The organism is Tateyamaria sp. LSS28 (assembly GCF_059611725.1).
Genome location: NZ_JCAPFI010000005.1, coordinates 386,495 through 401,269 on the forward strand (window position 1 = coordinate 386,495; position 14,775 = coordinate 401,269).

Annotated in this window: 15 protein-coding genes; 6 read left to right on the forward strand and 9 right to left on the reverse strand. The window is 57.2% G+C overall.

Annotation, left to right across the window (positions count from 1 at the left end):
• Positions 1-2 precede the first annotated feature (2 nt).
• From prfB to AC53L6_RS17615, 3 genes are read left to right on the forward strand one after another with little or no spacing between them, the layout of a single operon-like run.
• The gene (gene prfB, locus AC53L6_RS17605; protein WP_299207116.1) at positions 3-1,127 is read left to right on the forward strand and encodes a peptide chain release factor 2; all 1,125 of its coding nucleotides are present in this window, start codon (positions 3-5) and stop codon (positions 1,125-1,127) included.
• 39 nt (positions 1,128-1,166) lie between these two features.
• Entirely contained in the window at positions 1,167-2,582 is a 1,416-nt protein-coding gene (locus AC53L6_RS17610; RefSeq protein WP_496908787.1) for an amidase, read from the forward strand.
• The gene (locus tag AC53L6_RS17615; RefSeq protein WP_299774500.1) at positions 2,582-3,370 is read left to right on the forward strand and encodes a DUF2189 domain-containing protein; all 789 of its coding nucleotides are present in this window, start codon (positions 2,582-2,584) and stop codon (positions 3,368-3,370) included. Before AC53L6_RS17610 ends, AC53L6_RS17615 begins: the two co-directional genes overlap by 1 nt.
• On the opposite strand, the gene AC53L6_RS17620 is transcribed toward AC53L6_RS17615, so the two are convergent.
• From AC53L6_RS17620 to AC53L6_RS17630, 3 genes are all read right to left on the reverse strand, one after another.
• A complete protein-coding gene (locus AC53L6_RS17620; protein WP_299207110.1) occupies positions 3,367-3,585 on the reverse strand; it encodes a hypothetical protein in 219 nt (72 codons plus the stop codon). The genes AC53L6_RS17615 and AC53L6_RS17620 overlap by 4 nt on opposite strands.
• Complete coding sequence (locus AC53L6_RS17625) at positions 3,582-4,742, reverse strand: aromatic ring-hydroxylating oxygenase subunit alpha (protein ID WP_496908788.1); 1,161 nt, start codon at positions 4,740-4,742, stop codon at positions 3,582-3,584. Before AC53L6_RS17625 ends, AC53L6_RS17620 begins: the two co-directional genes overlap by 4 nt.
• 98 nt (positions 4,743-4,840) lie before the next feature.
• Positions 4,841-5,203: a hypothetical protein gene (locus AC53L6_RS17630; RefSeq protein WP_496908789.1), complete on the reverse strand. Its 363-nt coding sequence runs from the start codon at positions 5,201-5,203 to the stop codon at positions 4,841-4,843.
• A 264-nt stretch (positions 5,204-5,467) separates the two neighbouring features.
• Here AC53L6_RS17630 and AC53L6_RS17635 point away from each other — a divergent pair, with 264 nt between their 5' ends.
• Complete coding sequence (locus AC53L6_RS17635) at positions 5,468-6,226, forward strand: helix-turn-helix domain-containing protein (protein WP_299605918.1); 759 nt, start codon at positions 5,468-5,470, stop codon at positions 6,224-6,226.
• Here AC53L6_RS17635 and ilvN read toward each other — a convergent pair.
• The 6 genes from ilvN to AC53L6_RS17665 all read right to left on the reverse strand — a co-directional run bounded on the left by ilvN (position 6,223) and on the right by AC53L6_RS17665 (position 12,367).
• Positions 6,223-6,783: an acetolactate synthase small subunit gene (gene ilvN, locus AC53L6_RS17640; RefSeq protein ID WP_299207102.1), complete on the reverse strand. Its 561-nt coding sequence runs from the start codon at positions 6,781-6,783 to the stop codon at positions 6,223-6,225. The genes AC53L6_RS17635 and ilvN overlap by 4 nt on opposite strands.
• A gap of 22 nt (positions 6,784-6,805) precedes the next feature.
• On the reverse strand, positions 6,806-7,435 hold the full coding sequence (locus AC53L6_RS17645; RefSeq protein WP_496908790.1) for a hypothetical protein: 630 nt from the start codon (positions 7,433-7,435) through the stop codon (positions 6,806-6,808).
• Positions 7,435-9,186: an acetolactate synthase 3 large subunit gene (locus AC53L6_RS17650; protein WP_496908791.1), complete on the reverse strand. Its 1,752-nt coding sequence runs from the start codon at positions 9,184-9,186 to the stop codon at positions 7,435-7,437. Before AC53L6_RS17650 ends, AC53L6_RS17645 begins: the two co-directional genes overlap by 1 nt.
• A 272-nt stretch (positions 9,187-9,458) precedes the next feature.
• On the reverse strand, positions 9,459-10,247 hold the full coding sequence (locus tag AC53L6_RS17655; RefSeq protein ID WP_496908792.1) for a methyl-accepting chemotaxis protein: 789 nt from the start codon (positions 10,245-10,247) through the stop codon (positions 9,459-9,461).
• A 48-nt stretch (positions 10,248-10,295) separates the two neighbouring features.
• Positions 10,296-10,940, reverse strand: a complete 645-nt coding sequence (locus AC53L6_RS17660; RefSeq protein ID WP_496908793.1) for a response regulator transcription factor — start codon at positions 10,938-10,940, stop codon at positions 10,296-10,298.
• A complete protein-coding gene (locus tag AC53L6_RS17665; protein WP_496908794.1) occupies positions 10,937-12,367 on the reverse strand; it encodes a cache domain-containing protein in 1,431 nt (476 codons plus the stop codon). The genes AC53L6_RS17660 and AC53L6_RS17665 overlap by 4 nt, the downstream gene beginning before the upstream one ends.
• A 250-nt stretch (positions 12,368-12,617) precedes the next feature.
• Between AC53L6_RS17665 and AC53L6_RS17670 the strand changes: the two genes are divergently transcribed.
• Together AC53L6_RS17670 and AC53L6_RS17675 are read left to right on the forward strand one after the other, a co-directional pair.
• The gene (locus AC53L6_RS17670) at positions 12,618-13,703 is read left to right on the forward strand and encodes a TRAP transporter substrate-binding protein (RefSeq protein WP_496908795.1); all 1,086 of its coding nucleotides are present in this window, start codon (positions 12,618-12,620) and stop codon (positions 13,701-13,703) included.
• A gap of 111 nt (positions 13,704-13,814) precedes the next feature.
• Entirely contained in the window at positions 13,815-14,771 is a 957-nt protein-coding gene (locus AC53L6_RS17675) for a TRAP transporter small permease subunit (protein ID WP_496908796.1), read from the forward strand.
• Positions 14,772-14,775 lie beyond the last annotated feature (4 nt).

The following is a 14,775-nucleotide window of genomic DNA, read 5'->3' on the forward strand; positions in this document are numbered from 1 at the left end:
ACATGCGCGCCGAAATTCAGAATGTCGTCGAAGAGATTGAAAAGTCGGTGGCTTTGTTGGCTCAGCGGCTGGATGTTGAAACGGCTCAGCACCGGCTGGAAGAGTTCAACGCGCGTGTCGAGGACCCCAACCTGTGGGACGATCCCGAGGCTGCGCAAAAGCTGATGCGTGACCGCCAGATGCTTGTGGATGCCATGGAAACGCATGATCGCATCAAGCAGGATCTGGCAGATAATATCGAACTCATTGAGTTGGGTGAGATGGAGGAAGATGACGAGGTTGTCGCTGACGCGGAAGCTGCGATTAAGGCACTGGCCGAAACGGCGGCTCAGAAAGAGCTTGAGGCGCTGCTTGATGGTGAGGCTGACGGCAACGACACCTTCCTTGAGATCAACTCGGGCGCGGGCGGAACAGAATCCTGTGACTGGGCCGCAATGCTGGCGCGGATGTATGTCCGTTGGGCGGAAAAGAAGGGCTACAAGGTTGAACTGCAGTCCGAAAGCGCGGGGGAAGAGGCTGGCATAAAGTCGGCCACCTACAAGATCAGCGGCCAGAATGCTTATGGTTGGCTAAAGTCGGAAAGCGGCGTGCACCGACTTGTGCGCATCAGCCCGTTTGACAGTGCCGCGAAACGCCACACCAGCTTTACCTCCGTCGGTGTCTATCCCGTGGTGGACGACAATATTGAGATTGAGGTGAATCCTGCCGACATTCGCATCGACACTTACCGGTCGTCCGGCGCGGGCGGGCAGCACGTGAACACAACCGACTCGGCGGTGCGGATCACCCATGCGCCCACGGGTATTGTCGTCACCAGCTCTGAAAAATCCCAGCACCAGAACCGCGACATTGCGATGAAGGCGTTGAAAAGCCGCCTTTATCAGATGGAGTTGGACCGCCGGAATGCTGCTGTGAACGAGATGCATGAGAACAAGGGCGATGCGGGGTGGGGCAACCAGATTCGGTCCTATGTTCTGCAGCCCTACCAGATGGTGAAAGACCTGCGGACCAATTACGAGACGTCTGACACCAAGGGTGTTCTGGACGGAGACCTTGATGGGTTGATGGCGGCCACGTTAGCTTTGGATGTATCGGGCAAGTCCCGGGCAGAGGCGCAGGCGGAGTAACCCGCCTTTGGCCTGCCAACCCGAAGGGAGGCCAATCACATGATCCAGCAAGGTGCGCTCGCACTGCGGACACAGTTGGATGCGGGCAACATCACTGCAGAAGCGCTCATGGAGCAGACGCTTAATCGCATTTCTGCAATCAATCCAAAGGTCAACGCGATTGTGTCGTTGCGAGATGCCGACGCTTTGATGTCCGAGGCGCGCGCGGCTGATGCAGCGACTAAGGCAGGTTGGTTGCATGGCATCCCGATGGCTATCAAGGATCTGGCAAACGCCAAGGGCCTGCCGACCTCTATGGGGTCACCTTTGTTTGCCGGGCAGGTGGCGCAATCCGATGATATCATGGTGGCCCGGTTGCGTGCTGCCGGAGCCATCATCATCGGAAAGACAAATACGCCGGAGTTTGGCCTGGGGTCGCACAGCGTCAACCCGGTCTTTGGCGCAACCCGCAACCCTTACGATACTGAACGCAGCGCGGGTGGATCGTCTGGTGGGGCAGGGGTGGCCTTGGCCACCGGGATGCTGAGCGTCGCCGACGGCTCGGACATGATGGGGTCTCTGCGCAACCCGGCGGGATGGAACAATGTGTATGGAATGCGGCCAAGCTGGGGCCTCGTGCCGTCGGAACCGATGGGCGATAGCTTCTTGCATCAGCTTTCCACAAATGGGCCGATGGCCCGTACACCGAGCGATCTGGCAGCCCTTCTGGATACGATGACAGGGTCCGATCCACGCCAGCCGCATGGTGTCGATGCGCCGCCCGCATTGCCACAGATCGGTGGCGGTGCCGACGGCTTACGCATTGGCTGGTTGGGCGATTGGGGCAGCGCGTTGCCCATGGAGGCTGGTGTGTTGGACCTGTGCAAAGCGGCGTTGACGGAGATGGAAGGGTTGGGCATCACAGTGGACGCCCTGACTGCACCGTTTGATCGCGATGCGATTTGGTCGTCCTGGATTACGTTGCGCAGTTGGGCTGTCGCCGGGAACCTTGAGGTTCTTCACGCCGACCCAGCCAAGCGCGATCAATTGAAAGACACGGCGATCTGGGAAATCGAACGCGGTCTCACCTTGTCTGCGATGGAAGTGCATAGGGCCAGTGTGGTAAGATCAAGCTGGTTCAGGGCCGCCACGGCCTTGTTCGAAAGCTACGATGTGCTTGTACTGCCATCGGCCCAGATGTGGCCTTTCGACGTTTCAATTGATTGGCCGCGCGAGATCGGTGGCACGGCGATGGATACATATCACCGCTGGATGGAAGTCGTGGTGCCTGCGAGTTTGCTTGGCTTGCCTGTTGTGTGTGTACCGGCCGGTTTTGGTGGTCCGCGCGATCTGCCCATGGGACTACAATTGATTGGACGCCGGGGCAGCGACGCGCTCTTGCTGCGATTGGCACAAGCATGGCACGATATGACGGACTGGCCTGCGCGCCGTCCCGGAATGGAGGGTCTCATGTAATGGAAGCGAATCCGTATCCCAGCCTCCCGGCAGGTGTGCCGCCATTTGATGCGCCGCGGCCTGCATTTATTCGCCATGCATTATCTGCGGGTTGGAGTGATTTCCGGGCAGCGCCGGGCTTTGGTCTGTTGACCGGGATTGCCTCGGTCATTGCGGGTTGGGGCTTGATTGGACTGACAATGTGGGCCGGTCACACGTTCTGGCTGATCTTGGCCGTTTTCGGGTTTCCTCTCGTGGCTCCACTTTGTGCACTTGGAACTTACGAAGTGTCGCGGCGGATCGGGATGGGGCAACCTGCGGGCATCGGCGTAATCCTTGCACAGCTGCGGGAAGAACGGGGGAGACAACTGCCATGGCTGTCCATGCTGATGGTGGTTGCGCTGCTGTTTTGGTTTTTTCTGGGGCACATGATTTTCGCACTGTTTCTGGGCCTCAAACCCATGGTGAACGTCACGACATCGTTTGATGTTTTCCTGACCATAGATGGCTTGATGATGATTGCGCTTGGCACCGTTGTCGGAGGCATCTTTGCCTTTATCTTCTTTTCGATGTGCGTATTTGGCCTGCCGCTGCTACTGGCGCGCGAGGTGGATTACATGACCGCAATCCTCGCCAGTTGGGGGCATGTGCAGGCCCACATTGTCCCCATGCTAAGTTGGGCGGCTGTCATCGTGGTTTTGTTGTTTCTGGCGATGCTACCCGGACTGCTTGGGCTGGTGATCGTTCTGCCGTGGCTTGGGCACGCATCCTGGCACATCTATGCGCAAATGGCGGCAGGTGCGCGTTAAAGCGGTGTTTCGCGCCCCATGTCGATCAGCATTTGACGCAGAAGCGGGGCATCCGGATGTGCCGTGTCCAAGGCAAAGACGTGTGCTTGCGTCAGCAAAAAGGCGCGTTCATTCTCCGACGGCGCCGCAGTCGCAGCCTCTTGATACAGACCGACCAAAGTAGCGTGTTTGCCATCGGTATGTGCCGCCAGAAGACGCTGCTCAAGATCATTCATTCGGCAGCGTTGGCCGCCGCGCGATGGGCCATCATCCGTTCTGCAACCCAGGTGTGGAACAGGTGCGTCGGCCCATCCATCGCCGGTGAGAAGCGACCGCCGTCAAACGCCGGTGTTTGACGGCCGCGCTGCATACCTTCCACAACAAAAATATCTTCCTCGAAAACCTGCTTCCACTGCGCGGCGTTGCGCATCCTCAAAGCGGGATCGGTGTCAGGCTGCGCGTAATACAGGTGGACGTTTTCGGTCGTTTGCCCTGGGCCCTGTGGGACCAATATGATGGCAAAGGCATGATCGCGATGCACACCTAGCAGCACATTTGGATAGGCTGTGATGTATTCCGCCGCAGTGTCCCACTTGTCGCTCAATCCCTCGAAGTCTGGGAATGTGCGATTGTCGTCACCAGATAATTGCCGATAAACGCGCGTGCCTTGCCCTGAGTATCTATTGGGGGCTTCGATGTGGTAATGATCTTCGAGCCGCGAGTACGTGTTGAGATCCGGGTGTACCCACGGCAGGTGATAGCTCTCGCAATAGTTCTCGACCGCAAGTTTCCAGTTGCAGTTCACGCTGAGTTGGAAATGGCTGTCTTCGCCCCCGTGGTACAATGGTTTGTCAAACTCAATCCAACGGGCAAGCAAATCTGCGTTGGCCTCTTCAAAGGGCTGAGCATCGCCAGACAAATTGATCCAGACGACGCCCATCCACACGTGGCTGCGCACCTCGATCAGCCCTAGAAAGGATTTGTCGATCCCATCGGCGGTGTTCTGACCAGGTCCTCCCACATGGGGTGTTGAAACCAGTCGTCCTTCGGTTGAGTAACACCAGCTGTGGTAGGGACAGCGTATGGCCCCTTCGATCTTGCGGGGAGCATCGACCAGGATCATGCCCCGGTGGCGGCAGATGTTGTGAAACACGCGTACTGTACCCGACTTGTCCCGGATCAGGAGCAAGGGAATCCCAAGAAAGGTCTGCGGAACGGTATCGCCCGGTGTCGGAACGTCCGCCGCAACGGCCAAACCTGACCAGCCTGCCATCAAAAGCGCCTCGCGCTCCTCCTCGAACACAGCCGGGCTGGTGTAGTGTTCGTTCGGCAGGCCATGTGCAGACGAAATCGGGCGGCGCACTGAACTCAGGGTTGTCGTTTCCATTCGCATTCCCCACCTGCTGTTTGACACACAAGGTATGTGTCACGGCGGTTGAGGTGCGCAGATTTTCGACAGAATTTTTCCGTGCCCGACATGTTGTCTAAGGTTTAGACACTGCGCAACTGTTGCGGCATACGCTCCGGAGCTGGACGGGCTTTGGAAGGAAGGCGGAAAGGAATGATTTCTGCCGAGTCCGTGACATCGACAAGTGCGCGTTTCTCGTGTCTGATTCGGTGCAGGCTGTCGGGTAGGGTTGTATCATGGTTTTGCTGCAGCAGATGCGCGCGCCGTACCTTGCGTAGATTGCGTTCGGCAAAAGCATCAAACTCGACCATGTCGCCAACATCAAAGAATGCTTCCGGCAGTGAGTCACAATCGTCTCGCGACAGGAAAGCGAGGTCGCCGTGGTCCTCACACCAGATGACTGCTTTCTCAGTTGTTGGATCGCTCCAAAGGATGACACCAATCATTGCTCTACCCAGAGTTAGACAGTTTTTATCAAACTCAATTCTAGACATTTACGACATGTCTAAGTCGGTAACGTTCGCTTGCATTTTGTGTCTGGAACAGTATCGTTCAGAAGCAGTTTTGCGTCACCTTTGATGCGAATTGGCGTCACGTTTTGAGCAAGTGGCTCGGATTGGCGTCGGATTAACGATTACATTCCGATTCGAGCACAAAACGAAGAGACAACTATGCCTGAAACGCGCAGATCACCGGCGGAATTGCGCAGCATGTTCGGTGAAAACTTGCGGATTCTTGCCGAAAGCTATCCGTCCATTTCCGAGCTGTCCCGCCAGTTGGGTATCAACCGGACACAGTTCAATCGCTATCTTTCTGGAGAGAGCTTTCCGCGGCCTGATGTCTTGGCACGCATCTGTGACTTCTTTGATGTTGATGCACGCGTGCTGCTTGAACCTGTGCAAAACATTATGTCAGGTTCTGATCCACTTACCGGTCCGCTCCTTAAGGATTTTGTCGGCGCCGGGGTTGGGCTGATTGATGAGAACCTGTTTCCTAGTGGGTTTTATCGTTTCGTCCGGGCCAGCTTTCTGGACACCGACAGATTTGTGACGGGACTGGTACGCGTCTTCAGAGATGACGGGGCCACGATTGTGCGGGGGTACGAAACCAAAGCAGCCTTGGGTGTGCAGGGAATGCCCATCACGCGGCAGGCGCGCGAGTTTCGTGGGTTGGTCTTGCGTCAGGAAGACGGCGTGAGTGCACTGATCTCGCGTCGGGGGTCTCACACAGCATCGTTCAATTACCTGAGCCGGGTGACATCTTTTGAAAACAATGTCTGGGTTGGGTACGTGGCGCGTACCGTGCAAGAGACACTGAGCAATGACCGGGTCGTGCGCATGATCTATGAGCATCTCGGTACGAGCATTGGCGCCGCAAAGGCCGCAGCGCGCGCGTCGGGATACTGTACGGAAGATGAGTTAACACCCTATGAAAAGCGTTTGCTGAAGGTGGGCGAACCCTTTGCCTAGTCGCCACGGGGCAGGGCGGCAACGCCCGTCCGTGCCACCTCTACCAGCCCAAGTGGACGCATCAAGTCAGCAAAAGCGTCAATCTTGTCCGGGGCGCCGGTAATCTCAAACACGAAGCTTTCCAGAGTGCTGTCGACCACGTTGGCGCGGAAAATATCAGCCAGGCGCAGCGCTTCCACGCGTTTCTCACCTTGGCCCGAGACTTTGAACATGGCCAGTTCCCGTTCAACAGACGGTCCTTCGACTGTAAGGTCGTGGACTTCGTGCACAGATACGATCCGTCCCAGCTGCGCCTTGATCTGCTCGATCACTTGCGGAGTACCAGTGGTCACAATTGTGATGCGGGACAGATGGCCGGTGTGATCTACCTCGGCCACCGTCAGGCTTTCGATGTTGTAGCCCCGCCCCGAGAACAGGCCAATGACACGGGCTAGAACTCCTGGTTCGTTCTCGACCAGTACCGCCAAGGTGTGTCGTTCTTCCACGTCCGAAAAGGTGGGGCGTAGGTTGTATGCGGAGTGGCTGGTGGAGCCTTTTTTGATCTTTAGTGCGGACATGGCGGTGTCTTTCGAGGTTGCTTCAGAAGAACAATTGGATGCGGCAATCGAAAACGCCGTTCTGCTCGTAGGCTTCTCGTTGCGGCGGATCGAAACTTGGGCGCCGCTTGTCGACGCTTTCATTACACTGCTTTAGCGCACTGGCCTTCGCCTCGGCGTCAAACCCGTAATTCCATGACCACCCATACGACCCAATGGGAGAAACCGCCAACGCCAAGTCGTTGCCAAGGCGGTTCTCTCGAAGCGCTTTGCCTAGTCTCTCTTTGTATTGCGCGGGCAGGGCGTCAAGCGCATCTGTCGAACCACCCTCCCATGTCGCATAGAGAATACAGGTCCGCTTCGCAAAGAACTCACATGTCACCTTGGCTGTCTTCTTGGCATCCGCCGCAGTGGCGGTGTTTCTGTGCCATCCCCAGCTTCTGCCGTCTCGTGGCACATAGAATGCGCCGTGAGCGTTGGGTTCCGCTTTGAAATCTTCAAATGCGGCGCGTGTCTTTGCATCTAGCTTGACATTTGAATGTTGCTTCAGTTGCGGGTCGTCGATGAACGAGATTTGGGCGCGGGATGATTGACCGTCCTTTGAAGGAGCCGGCGCGTCACATGCAGACAGTGCGAAAACTGCTGAGATTACCGAAACCACACTACGCTGCATCAAACCAAAACACTCCCCTTGGCATCAATCACACCCTGCGTCTCGGCCTCGCCCAGCAGCATCTCGTTATGCGCCTTGCCTGATGGGATCATCGGGAAGCAGTTTTCGTGTTTCTCAACCAGACAGTCGAACAGGACGGGTCCATCGTGGTTGATCATCTCCATGATTGCTTCATCCAGGTCGTCCGGATCGGAGCAGATGATGCCCTTGGCGCCAAACGCCTCGGCAAGTTTTACGAAGTCGGGCAGGCTTTCGGACCACGAATGTGAATAGCGCTCACCATGCAGCAGCTCCTGCCACTGACGCACCATACCTAAGCGTTCGTTGTTGAGGATGAATTGCTTGACCGGCAGGTTGAACTGCATCGCTGTCCCCAGTTCCTGCATGTTCATCAGCCAAGATGCTTCGCCCGCCACATTGATCACCAACGCTTCGGGATGTCCCATCTGTACGCCGATCGAGGCTGGGAAGCCGTAGCCCATTGTGCCCAAGCCCCCGGATGTCATCCAGCGGTTCGGATCTTCGAAACCGAGGTACTGCGCTGCCCACATCTGGTGCTGGCCCACCTCGGTACAGATGTAGCGATCATGGTCCTTGGTCAGAGCCTCCAACCGCGCCAATGCGTGCTGCGGTCTGATGGTTTTGCCTTCTTGCGTGAACTTCAGGCAATCCACAGCTTTCCATTCATCAATCTTAGCCCGCCACTGCGCCAGTGCAGCCTGATTGGTTTTGCGCCCGCGCGACTTCCAGACCTTTAAGATGTCCTCCAACACGTGCCCGACATCGCCGACAATCGGGATGTCCGCCTTAATCACCTTGTTGATCGAGGACGGATCGATGTCGATATGGGCTTTCTTTGATTTTGGACTGAACGCGTCAATGCGGCCCGTGATCCGGTCATCGAAACGTGCGCCGATGTTGATCATCAAATCGCAATCGTGCATCGCCATATTGGCCTCGTAGAGACCGTGCATACCAAGCATGCCCATCCAGTGTTTCCCACTGGCAGGATAACAACCGAGGCCCATCAAGGTCGACGTGATGGGGAAGCCTGTCGCATCCACAAGTTCCCGCAGCAGCTGGCTCGCGCCCGGGCCGGAGTTGATGACGCCGCCACCTGTATAGAAAATCGGGCGTTTGGCTGTCTCAATTGCGGCAACCAACTCTGTGATCGCCTCCATGTCACCCTTGACCTGCGGCTGGTAGTGGGAGGTTGAAGGTTTGGGCGGGTTGTATGTTCCGGTTGCGAACTGCACGTCTTTTGGGATGTCAATCAGCACTGGGCCCGGGCGGCCAGCGGTTGCCACGTGGAATGCCTCATGGATGACGCCTGACAGGCCGTCAGTTTCCTTCACAAGCCAATTGTGTTTTGTGCAGGGGCGGGTGATGCCGACCGTATCCGCTTCCTGGAACGCATCCGATCCGATCATGAATGTAGGAACCTGACCTGTAAGAACGATGATCGGGATCGAATCCATCAGCGCATCTGTCAAACCTGTCACGGCGTTTGTCGCACCGGGGCCGGAGGTAACAAGGCACACGCCGGGCTTGCCTGTCGCACGTGCATACCCTTCGGCTGCGTGCACTGCGCCTTGTTCGTGACGCACAAGGATGTGCTTGATCGAGTTCTGCTGAAAGATCTCGTCATAGATCGGTAGCACAGCGCCACCGGGATATCCGAATACCGTGTCCACACCCTGATCGATGAGGGCTTGGACGACCATTTTCGCTCCGGTCATTTGACGTGTCATGTTCCGCGTGCTCCGATTTGCGGTTTCTGTTGCGCACAAAAAAACCCCCGGGTTTCGGGGGCGCATGGGTCTCGTTCTGGAGTTCCGTTACCGGCCCATGCGCGTGTCCACTACGATGACGACTAGTTCAGTCATTAACCCTGAGGTCCTTTTCTGCGTGAGCGAACATTATGCGTACCCCAAAGGAGGGTCAACAGTGGAAAAACAGAAAAAACTGTCCTGCGGCTGGAAAAATGTGAAACTTTGTTTCGCGTGAGGCCTTCCTGCCGACATTAAAGGTAATTTTTGCCTCTTTTTGCGATGCTGCAGCCATCCTCACTGCCAGTCATGGCCGCTATTTCGGAGCGGGCGGTGGTGGCCAGCATCTGAATCTCTTCGGCCAGAGTTTTGAATTCGACCGCGATCACACCCAGGCCGCGGCCAGCATCGCCGACACGTGCCGCTTCGACCGATGCGTTGAGAGACACAAGGCGGACATGTTTGCCGATCTGTTCAAGCCGGGTCAGAGTTTTGGAGATCGCATCCCCGGCCGCACTTGCGCGCTCTACCTCTTCATGACGTGACGCGTCCAACTTGGCCCAAAGACCGTCGCAAAACCCGGTGACGCTTTCGAAGAAACCACCGCGTCCAACCCGCAAATGGACATCAAGAGCGTCGCGCAACCGTCGGACATCATCGCCGCCAGCGGCAAGAGCGACATCGTTTGTGAGGTCGCTCATTCTCACAAAGTCAGCGACCGTCTTGGGGTTTTCGGATCCATGCTGTCCAATCCACTCACAGACCCAGTCAGGCACGGCCTTTTGGGGGTCCGTTCCCTGCACAAGTGCCGCCGAACGTGCGATAGCGTCACGCTGTTCGTTCAGGACGGCCCGCCATTGCGCCCGCTTTTCACTGGTTTCGGGACCAAGTGGATTTACACGAAACAGATATGATCCAAACAATGCCGAACGTATGGCCCTTGCCCGGGTGGTTGCGATCAAGTCGATGGCAGCCCGGCGTTGTGCAAAGCGTTCTGCGTCCGTCTCAGGTGCAGACGTGGTTTGAAAAGACAGTTGTGACATGCCCGAGCATTGCCACTGATCACTTTAGAAATCGTTAGGAAGCCTCGCCTAAAGCGCGTTGCCGGTGCCCTGCAGCACGCCATGCTCAAGTGCATAGCGTGTCAGACCGGCGGTGGACGATATGCCTAGCTTGCGCTTGATATTCTTGCGGTGGGTTTCAACCGTCCGTACGGAGATGTCCAAGGCGTTTGCCACTTCCTTGTTGGACAGCCCTTGTGCGAGTTGCAGCAGGATGGTTTGCTCGCGCCCGGTCAGCGCGCCGGCGACATCTGCGCGCTTGGGCGCAATGGCCCCTTCTGCACCAGTGCACAGGTAACGTTCACCTTTCATGACAGTCTCTATCGCTTGTGCAATCTCTTCGGTCGGTACGTCTTTCAACACGTAACCCATCGCACCGTGGCTCAGGGCGGATGAGATGTATTCGGGACTGTCATGCATGGATAGGATGAGGATGCGTGTGCCCGGGCGTTTTTCCAGAACAAGTTCGGTGGCTGTCAAACCGCCCATCTCGGGCATGTTGAGATCCATCAGAATGACGTCCGGATCAAGAGCGTCCAGTTGATCAATCACGGCACGACCGGTGCCAAGTGTTCCGACGACAGAAATGCCATCGTGGTCCTCAAGAACAGATTGGATGCCCTGCGCGACCATTGGGTGATCGTCAACGATCAGAACGCGAATTAAGTCAGTCATGCGCGTGCGCGCTCCTTACCGGTTGTCGAGCTTTCTGGTGGCAGCAGGTGCGTCAATGGTACCGTTGCTTCGATCACGGTGCCACCCTGCTGGCCCGCACCAGACAGGATGCGCAACGTACCATCCAGCTGCTCCACACGTTCCTGCATGTTTCGCAAACCAATTCCTGCAGACCTTCGGCTGACGGTCTGGTCAAGACCGACACCGTTGTCCGAGATGCGCAGCGTTGCCCCGCGTTTGTGACCCCGCAGATCGACGGACACGTTTGTTGCCGCGGCGTGCCGTTCGATGTTGGTAAGTGCTTCCTGCGCGATGCGATAAAGCGCGATTTTGGCATCCTGATCCAGTCGGTTGCGGAACACCACGGTTTGGAAATCCGTCTCGATCCCGGTCCGGTTCGCAAAATCCTCGATCAGGGCTTTGAGGGCAGGGCCAAGCCCCAAGTCATCCAATGCGCCCGGGCGCAGATCACGACTGATGCGGCGTACTTCCGAAATGGCCGTGCCCAAGTTGTCTATGCCTTGGGTCAACGGGGCCGTTGCGTCGCCACTGCCCTTGTCCAAACGCCGCCGCGCACTGTCGAGCGCATAGCGGACACCAACAAGTATCTGGCTGATGCCGTCATGCAATTCACGGGCCACGCGGCCGCGTTCCTCTTCCTGCGCGTCAAAGACCCGTTGCGTCAGTTTCTTTAGCTTGGCGTCGGCCAAACGGCGTTCACGAAAGTTCAGCGCCATGCCGGAGCCAAAGACCATCAGCAGAGCAGCCAACGTGATGGCGGATATATAATAGAACGTGCGTTGTACCCGGGTTTCCACGTCGGCGCGCGCCTCAGCGACCGAGGTCAGGACGTCATCGATATAGACGCCGGTGCCAACAGCCCAACGCCACGAGGGGAAGGAGGTGACATAGGTGATCATCTCGGCTTCCTGACCGTTGGACGGCTTCGGCCAAAGGTGGGTCAGGTACCCGTCGCCTTGGCGCGCGATATCGATCAGGTTGGAAACGACATGCGTGCCCCGACTGTCAGTGAGCGCAAGATGATTGTTGTTGATCATCTCGGTCTGGCGCGGGTTGACCAGATTTGTGCCGTCATAGTCATAGACGAAAAAGAACCCTTCATCCCCGTAAATCATAGCCGACAGGATTTGTGCCACCTGATCTTTGGCTTCCTGATCGTCGGGTGCGGCTGATCCATAGATGAAGTAGAACCCGTTGCGGGCCTGCGTCACATAGTTGCGCAGTTCCCTTTTCTTGGCCTCGATCAACTGGGTTTCCAGGGCCTGTATCTCCCTTTCGGCCAAAGCGCGGGATTGTATGGCAACCAAGACAGCGATTGCCGCGACCGCAAGGATAAGCGGAACCGCAGCCACAAGTGACAGCTTTTGCGCATAGCTCAGGCGCAGGTTGGAAAGGGCATGTCGCACAGCATGATTCGATACGCGGATTACCGCTCGAATCAAAGAGGCACAGCGAAAATTACGTGCGCTAACAGGATCGCGGTAGAATGAAACGCGGTCAAAATTGGTGAAAAAAACTGACCAAACGCGCAGAATTGCCGACTTTCTACGCAGTACTAGGTATTTTCATCGTGGCCGCCATCGCTAGTGTGTCGGCACTCGAAACGATCCGCCCCCCTGGGAGGGGAAGGGCATCATATTTGGGAGGAGTATCTCTATGGATCGTCGTTCTTTTCTAAAGACGTCTGCACTTGGTGGGTCCGCCGCCGCGGCAACCACGCTGGCCGCGCCGGCCTATGCGCAGGGCAAGCGCACGCTGACAATGGTCACCTCGTGGCCCCGCGGCTTTGCCGTTCTGGATGACGCGGCAAGCTACCTTGAACAATTCGTGGGCGAGATGTCGGATGGTCAACTGACTATCGACAAGAAAGCCCCGGGCGAGTTGGTTGGCGCGTTCGAAGTGTTCGACGCCGTGTCGTCGGGCCAGGCGGACATGTACCACTCGGCTGACTACTACTTCATCGGTCAGCACCCGGCATATGCCTACTACACAGCTGTGCCCTTCGGCGGCACCGCGCAGGAAGTCACCAACTGGTACGAGCACGGCGGCGGCCAAGAGCTGCACGATGAGCTGGGCGAAATCTTCAACCTCAAAGGTCTGCTGGCAGGTAACTCCGGTTCGCAATCCGGTGGCTGGTTCCGCAACGAGATCAACTCGGCTGCCGACTTCAACGGCCTGAAGTTCCGTATGCCAGGTCTGGGCGGCAAGGTGCTCGGCAAGCTCGGTGCATCCGTGCAGAACATCCCCGGTGGTGAACTGTATCAGGCGTTGTCGTCCGGTGCTCTGGACGGTCTGGAGTGGGTTGGCCCGATGGCTGACGAACGCGCCGGCTTCCAGGAAGTGGCAAAAGTCTACTACACCGCTGGTTTCCACGAGCCAGGTTCGGCTCTGGCAGCCAACGTGAATCTGGATGTCTGGAATGACCTGACACCACAGCACCAGGCAATCCTGACCAACGCTGCGCGTGCCACAACGCACTACCAGCTGGCCGAAACGCTGGCCAACAACGGTGCTGCGCTGGCCCGCCTGCAACAGCAGGGCGTGAAAACGCTGCAATTCTCGGATGATGTCTGGGATGCGTTCGGTGCTGCATCGGCAGAGGTCATGGACGAGAACATGGGCGATGAGCTGTTTGCAAAAACACGCGCCTCGTTCGAAGAAAGCCTCGCCACCTCGGCCAGCTGGATCAACAAATCCGACGGCTACTATGTTCAACAGCGCGTGCGCGTGCTGGGCGGCTAAGCCAACACTTCTGAAAACGCCAGGGGCTCCGATGATCGGGGCCCTTGGTTCACGTGAGGAACTGAGGCGATCAGATGGTCACGCTCTGACCAGATCGTAGGGGGCACATTGATGGAAAACGATAACGGCGCCGAAGCCGCAGGCACCTTTGCAACGCTTGTAGATGGCGTTCTTTGGTTCTTTCAGAACCTGGGCCTGGCCTTTTACAACATCGCCTACGCCATCACGCATCCATCATCATGGTTGGACTGGGTCACCTGGGCAGGCACGCCCGAGGACAAGCTGTCCCTGATGAAATTCGTCTACTACGGCGGGTCGACGCAATTCTTCTTTGCTGTCCTCGCCATTGTCCTTGTTGCCACCGCCATCGGCCTTTGGAAACGCGAGTTCATGTGGGGCTGCGTGCGCGTGATGGAGGGGATCGCCAACACCTCGGGCCGGTTCTTTGCATGGGCTGGCCTTCTGATGGTGCTGCAGCAGATCATCATTGTATTCATGCAGCGGATTTTTACCCGGCCGGATATCTCAATCGGCTTCGGTATCCCGCTGCAGTTCGACATCTCCTGGTTCGCGGAAGAACTGAAGCTTTATAACGCGCTCGTTGTCTGTATGTGCGTCACCTACACCTTCGTGCAGGGCGGGCATGTGCGTGTGGACCTGTTCTATTCCGCGGTGAAATTCCGCACCAAGCGGGTGATCGACATGTTTGGCTCGCTGGTGTTCATGCTGCCCTCGGCCACGCTGATCTGGATGTATGGCTGGTATTTCCTGTGGCGCCACCTTGTCACACCGAAACCGGCCGCCAGCTGGGACATCGAACGGGCGGAGCGTTCTGCCCGCGCGGTGCGCTGGAATGTCGAAACCATCGGGTTCAGCCCCAACGGCTTCAACGGGTACTTCCTGTTCAAAATCCTGCTGGTCGCCTTTGCGGGGCTTGTATTCCTGCACGCGATCGCCTTCTTCTACCGCTCGTATCTTGAGTGGAGAGAAGGCGAAGAGAGCGAAGGCAAATACCTCGACCGCGATACGCTGGGCGAGGGCGAAGAAGCCTACGAAGGCACACACTGAGTTA

Excerpts from the sequence above, each read along its gene's own strand:
- AC53L6_RS17635 (WP_299605918.1), top strand. The coding sequence starts at position 5,468 with ATGTTCGGTGAAAACTTGCGGATTCTTGCCGAAAGCTATCCGTCCATT.
- AC53L6_RS17610 (WP_496908787.1), top strand. The coding sequence starts at position 1,167 with ATGATCCAGCAAGGTGCGCTCGCACTGCGGACACAGTTGGATGCGGGC.
- AC53L6_RS17645 (WP_496908790.1), bottom strand. The coding sequence starts at position 7,435 with ATGCAGCGTAGTGTGGTTTCGGTAATCTCAGCAGTTTTCGCACTGTCT.
- AC53L6_RS17670 (WP_496908795.1), top strand. The coding sequence starts at position 12,618 with ATGGATCGTCGTTCTTTTCTAAAGACGTCTGCACTTGGTGGGTCCGCC.
- AC53L6_RS17615 (WP_299774500.1), top strand. The coding sequence starts at position 2,582 with ATGGAAGCGAATCCGTATCCCAGCCTCCCGGCAGGTGTGCCGCCATTT.
- AC53L6_RS17675 (WP_496908796.1), top strand. The coding sequence starts at position 13,815 with ATGGAAAACGATAACGGCGCCGAAGCCGCAGGCACCTTTGCAACGCTT.
- AC53L6_RS17655 (WP_496908792.1), bottom strand. The coding sequence starts at position 10,247 with ATGTCACAACTGTCTTTTCAAACCACGTCTGCACCTGAGACGGACGCA.
- AC53L6_RS17625 (WP_496908788.1), bottom strand. The coding sequence starts at position 4,742 with ATGCGAATGGAAACGACAACCCTGAGTTCAGTGCGCCGCCCGATTTCG.
- AC53L6_RS17650 (WP_496908791.1), bottom strand. The coding sequence starts at position 9,186 with ATGACACGTCAAATGACCGGAGCGAAAATGGTCGTCCAAGCCCTCATC.
- prfB (WP_299207116.1), top strand. The coding sequence starts at position 3 with ATGCGCGCCGAAATTCAGAATGTCGTCGAAGAGATTGAAAAGTCGGTG.
- ilvN (WP_299207102.1), bottom strand. The coding sequence starts at position 6,783 with ATGTCCGCACTAAAGATCAAAAAAGGCTCCACCAGCCACTCCGCATAC.
- AC53L6_RS17620 (WP_299207110.1), bottom strand. The coding sequence starts at position 3,585 with ATGAATGATCTTGAGCAGCGTCTTCTGGCGGCACATACCGATGGCAAA.
- AC53L6_RS17660 (WP_496908793.1), bottom strand. The coding sequence starts at position 10,940 with ATGACTGACTTAATTCGCGTTCTGATCGTTGACGATCACCCAATGGTC.
- AC53L6_RS17630 (WP_496908789.1), bottom strand. The coding sequence starts at position 5,203 with ATGATTGGTGTCATCCTTTGGAGCGATCCAACAACTGAGAAAGCAGTC.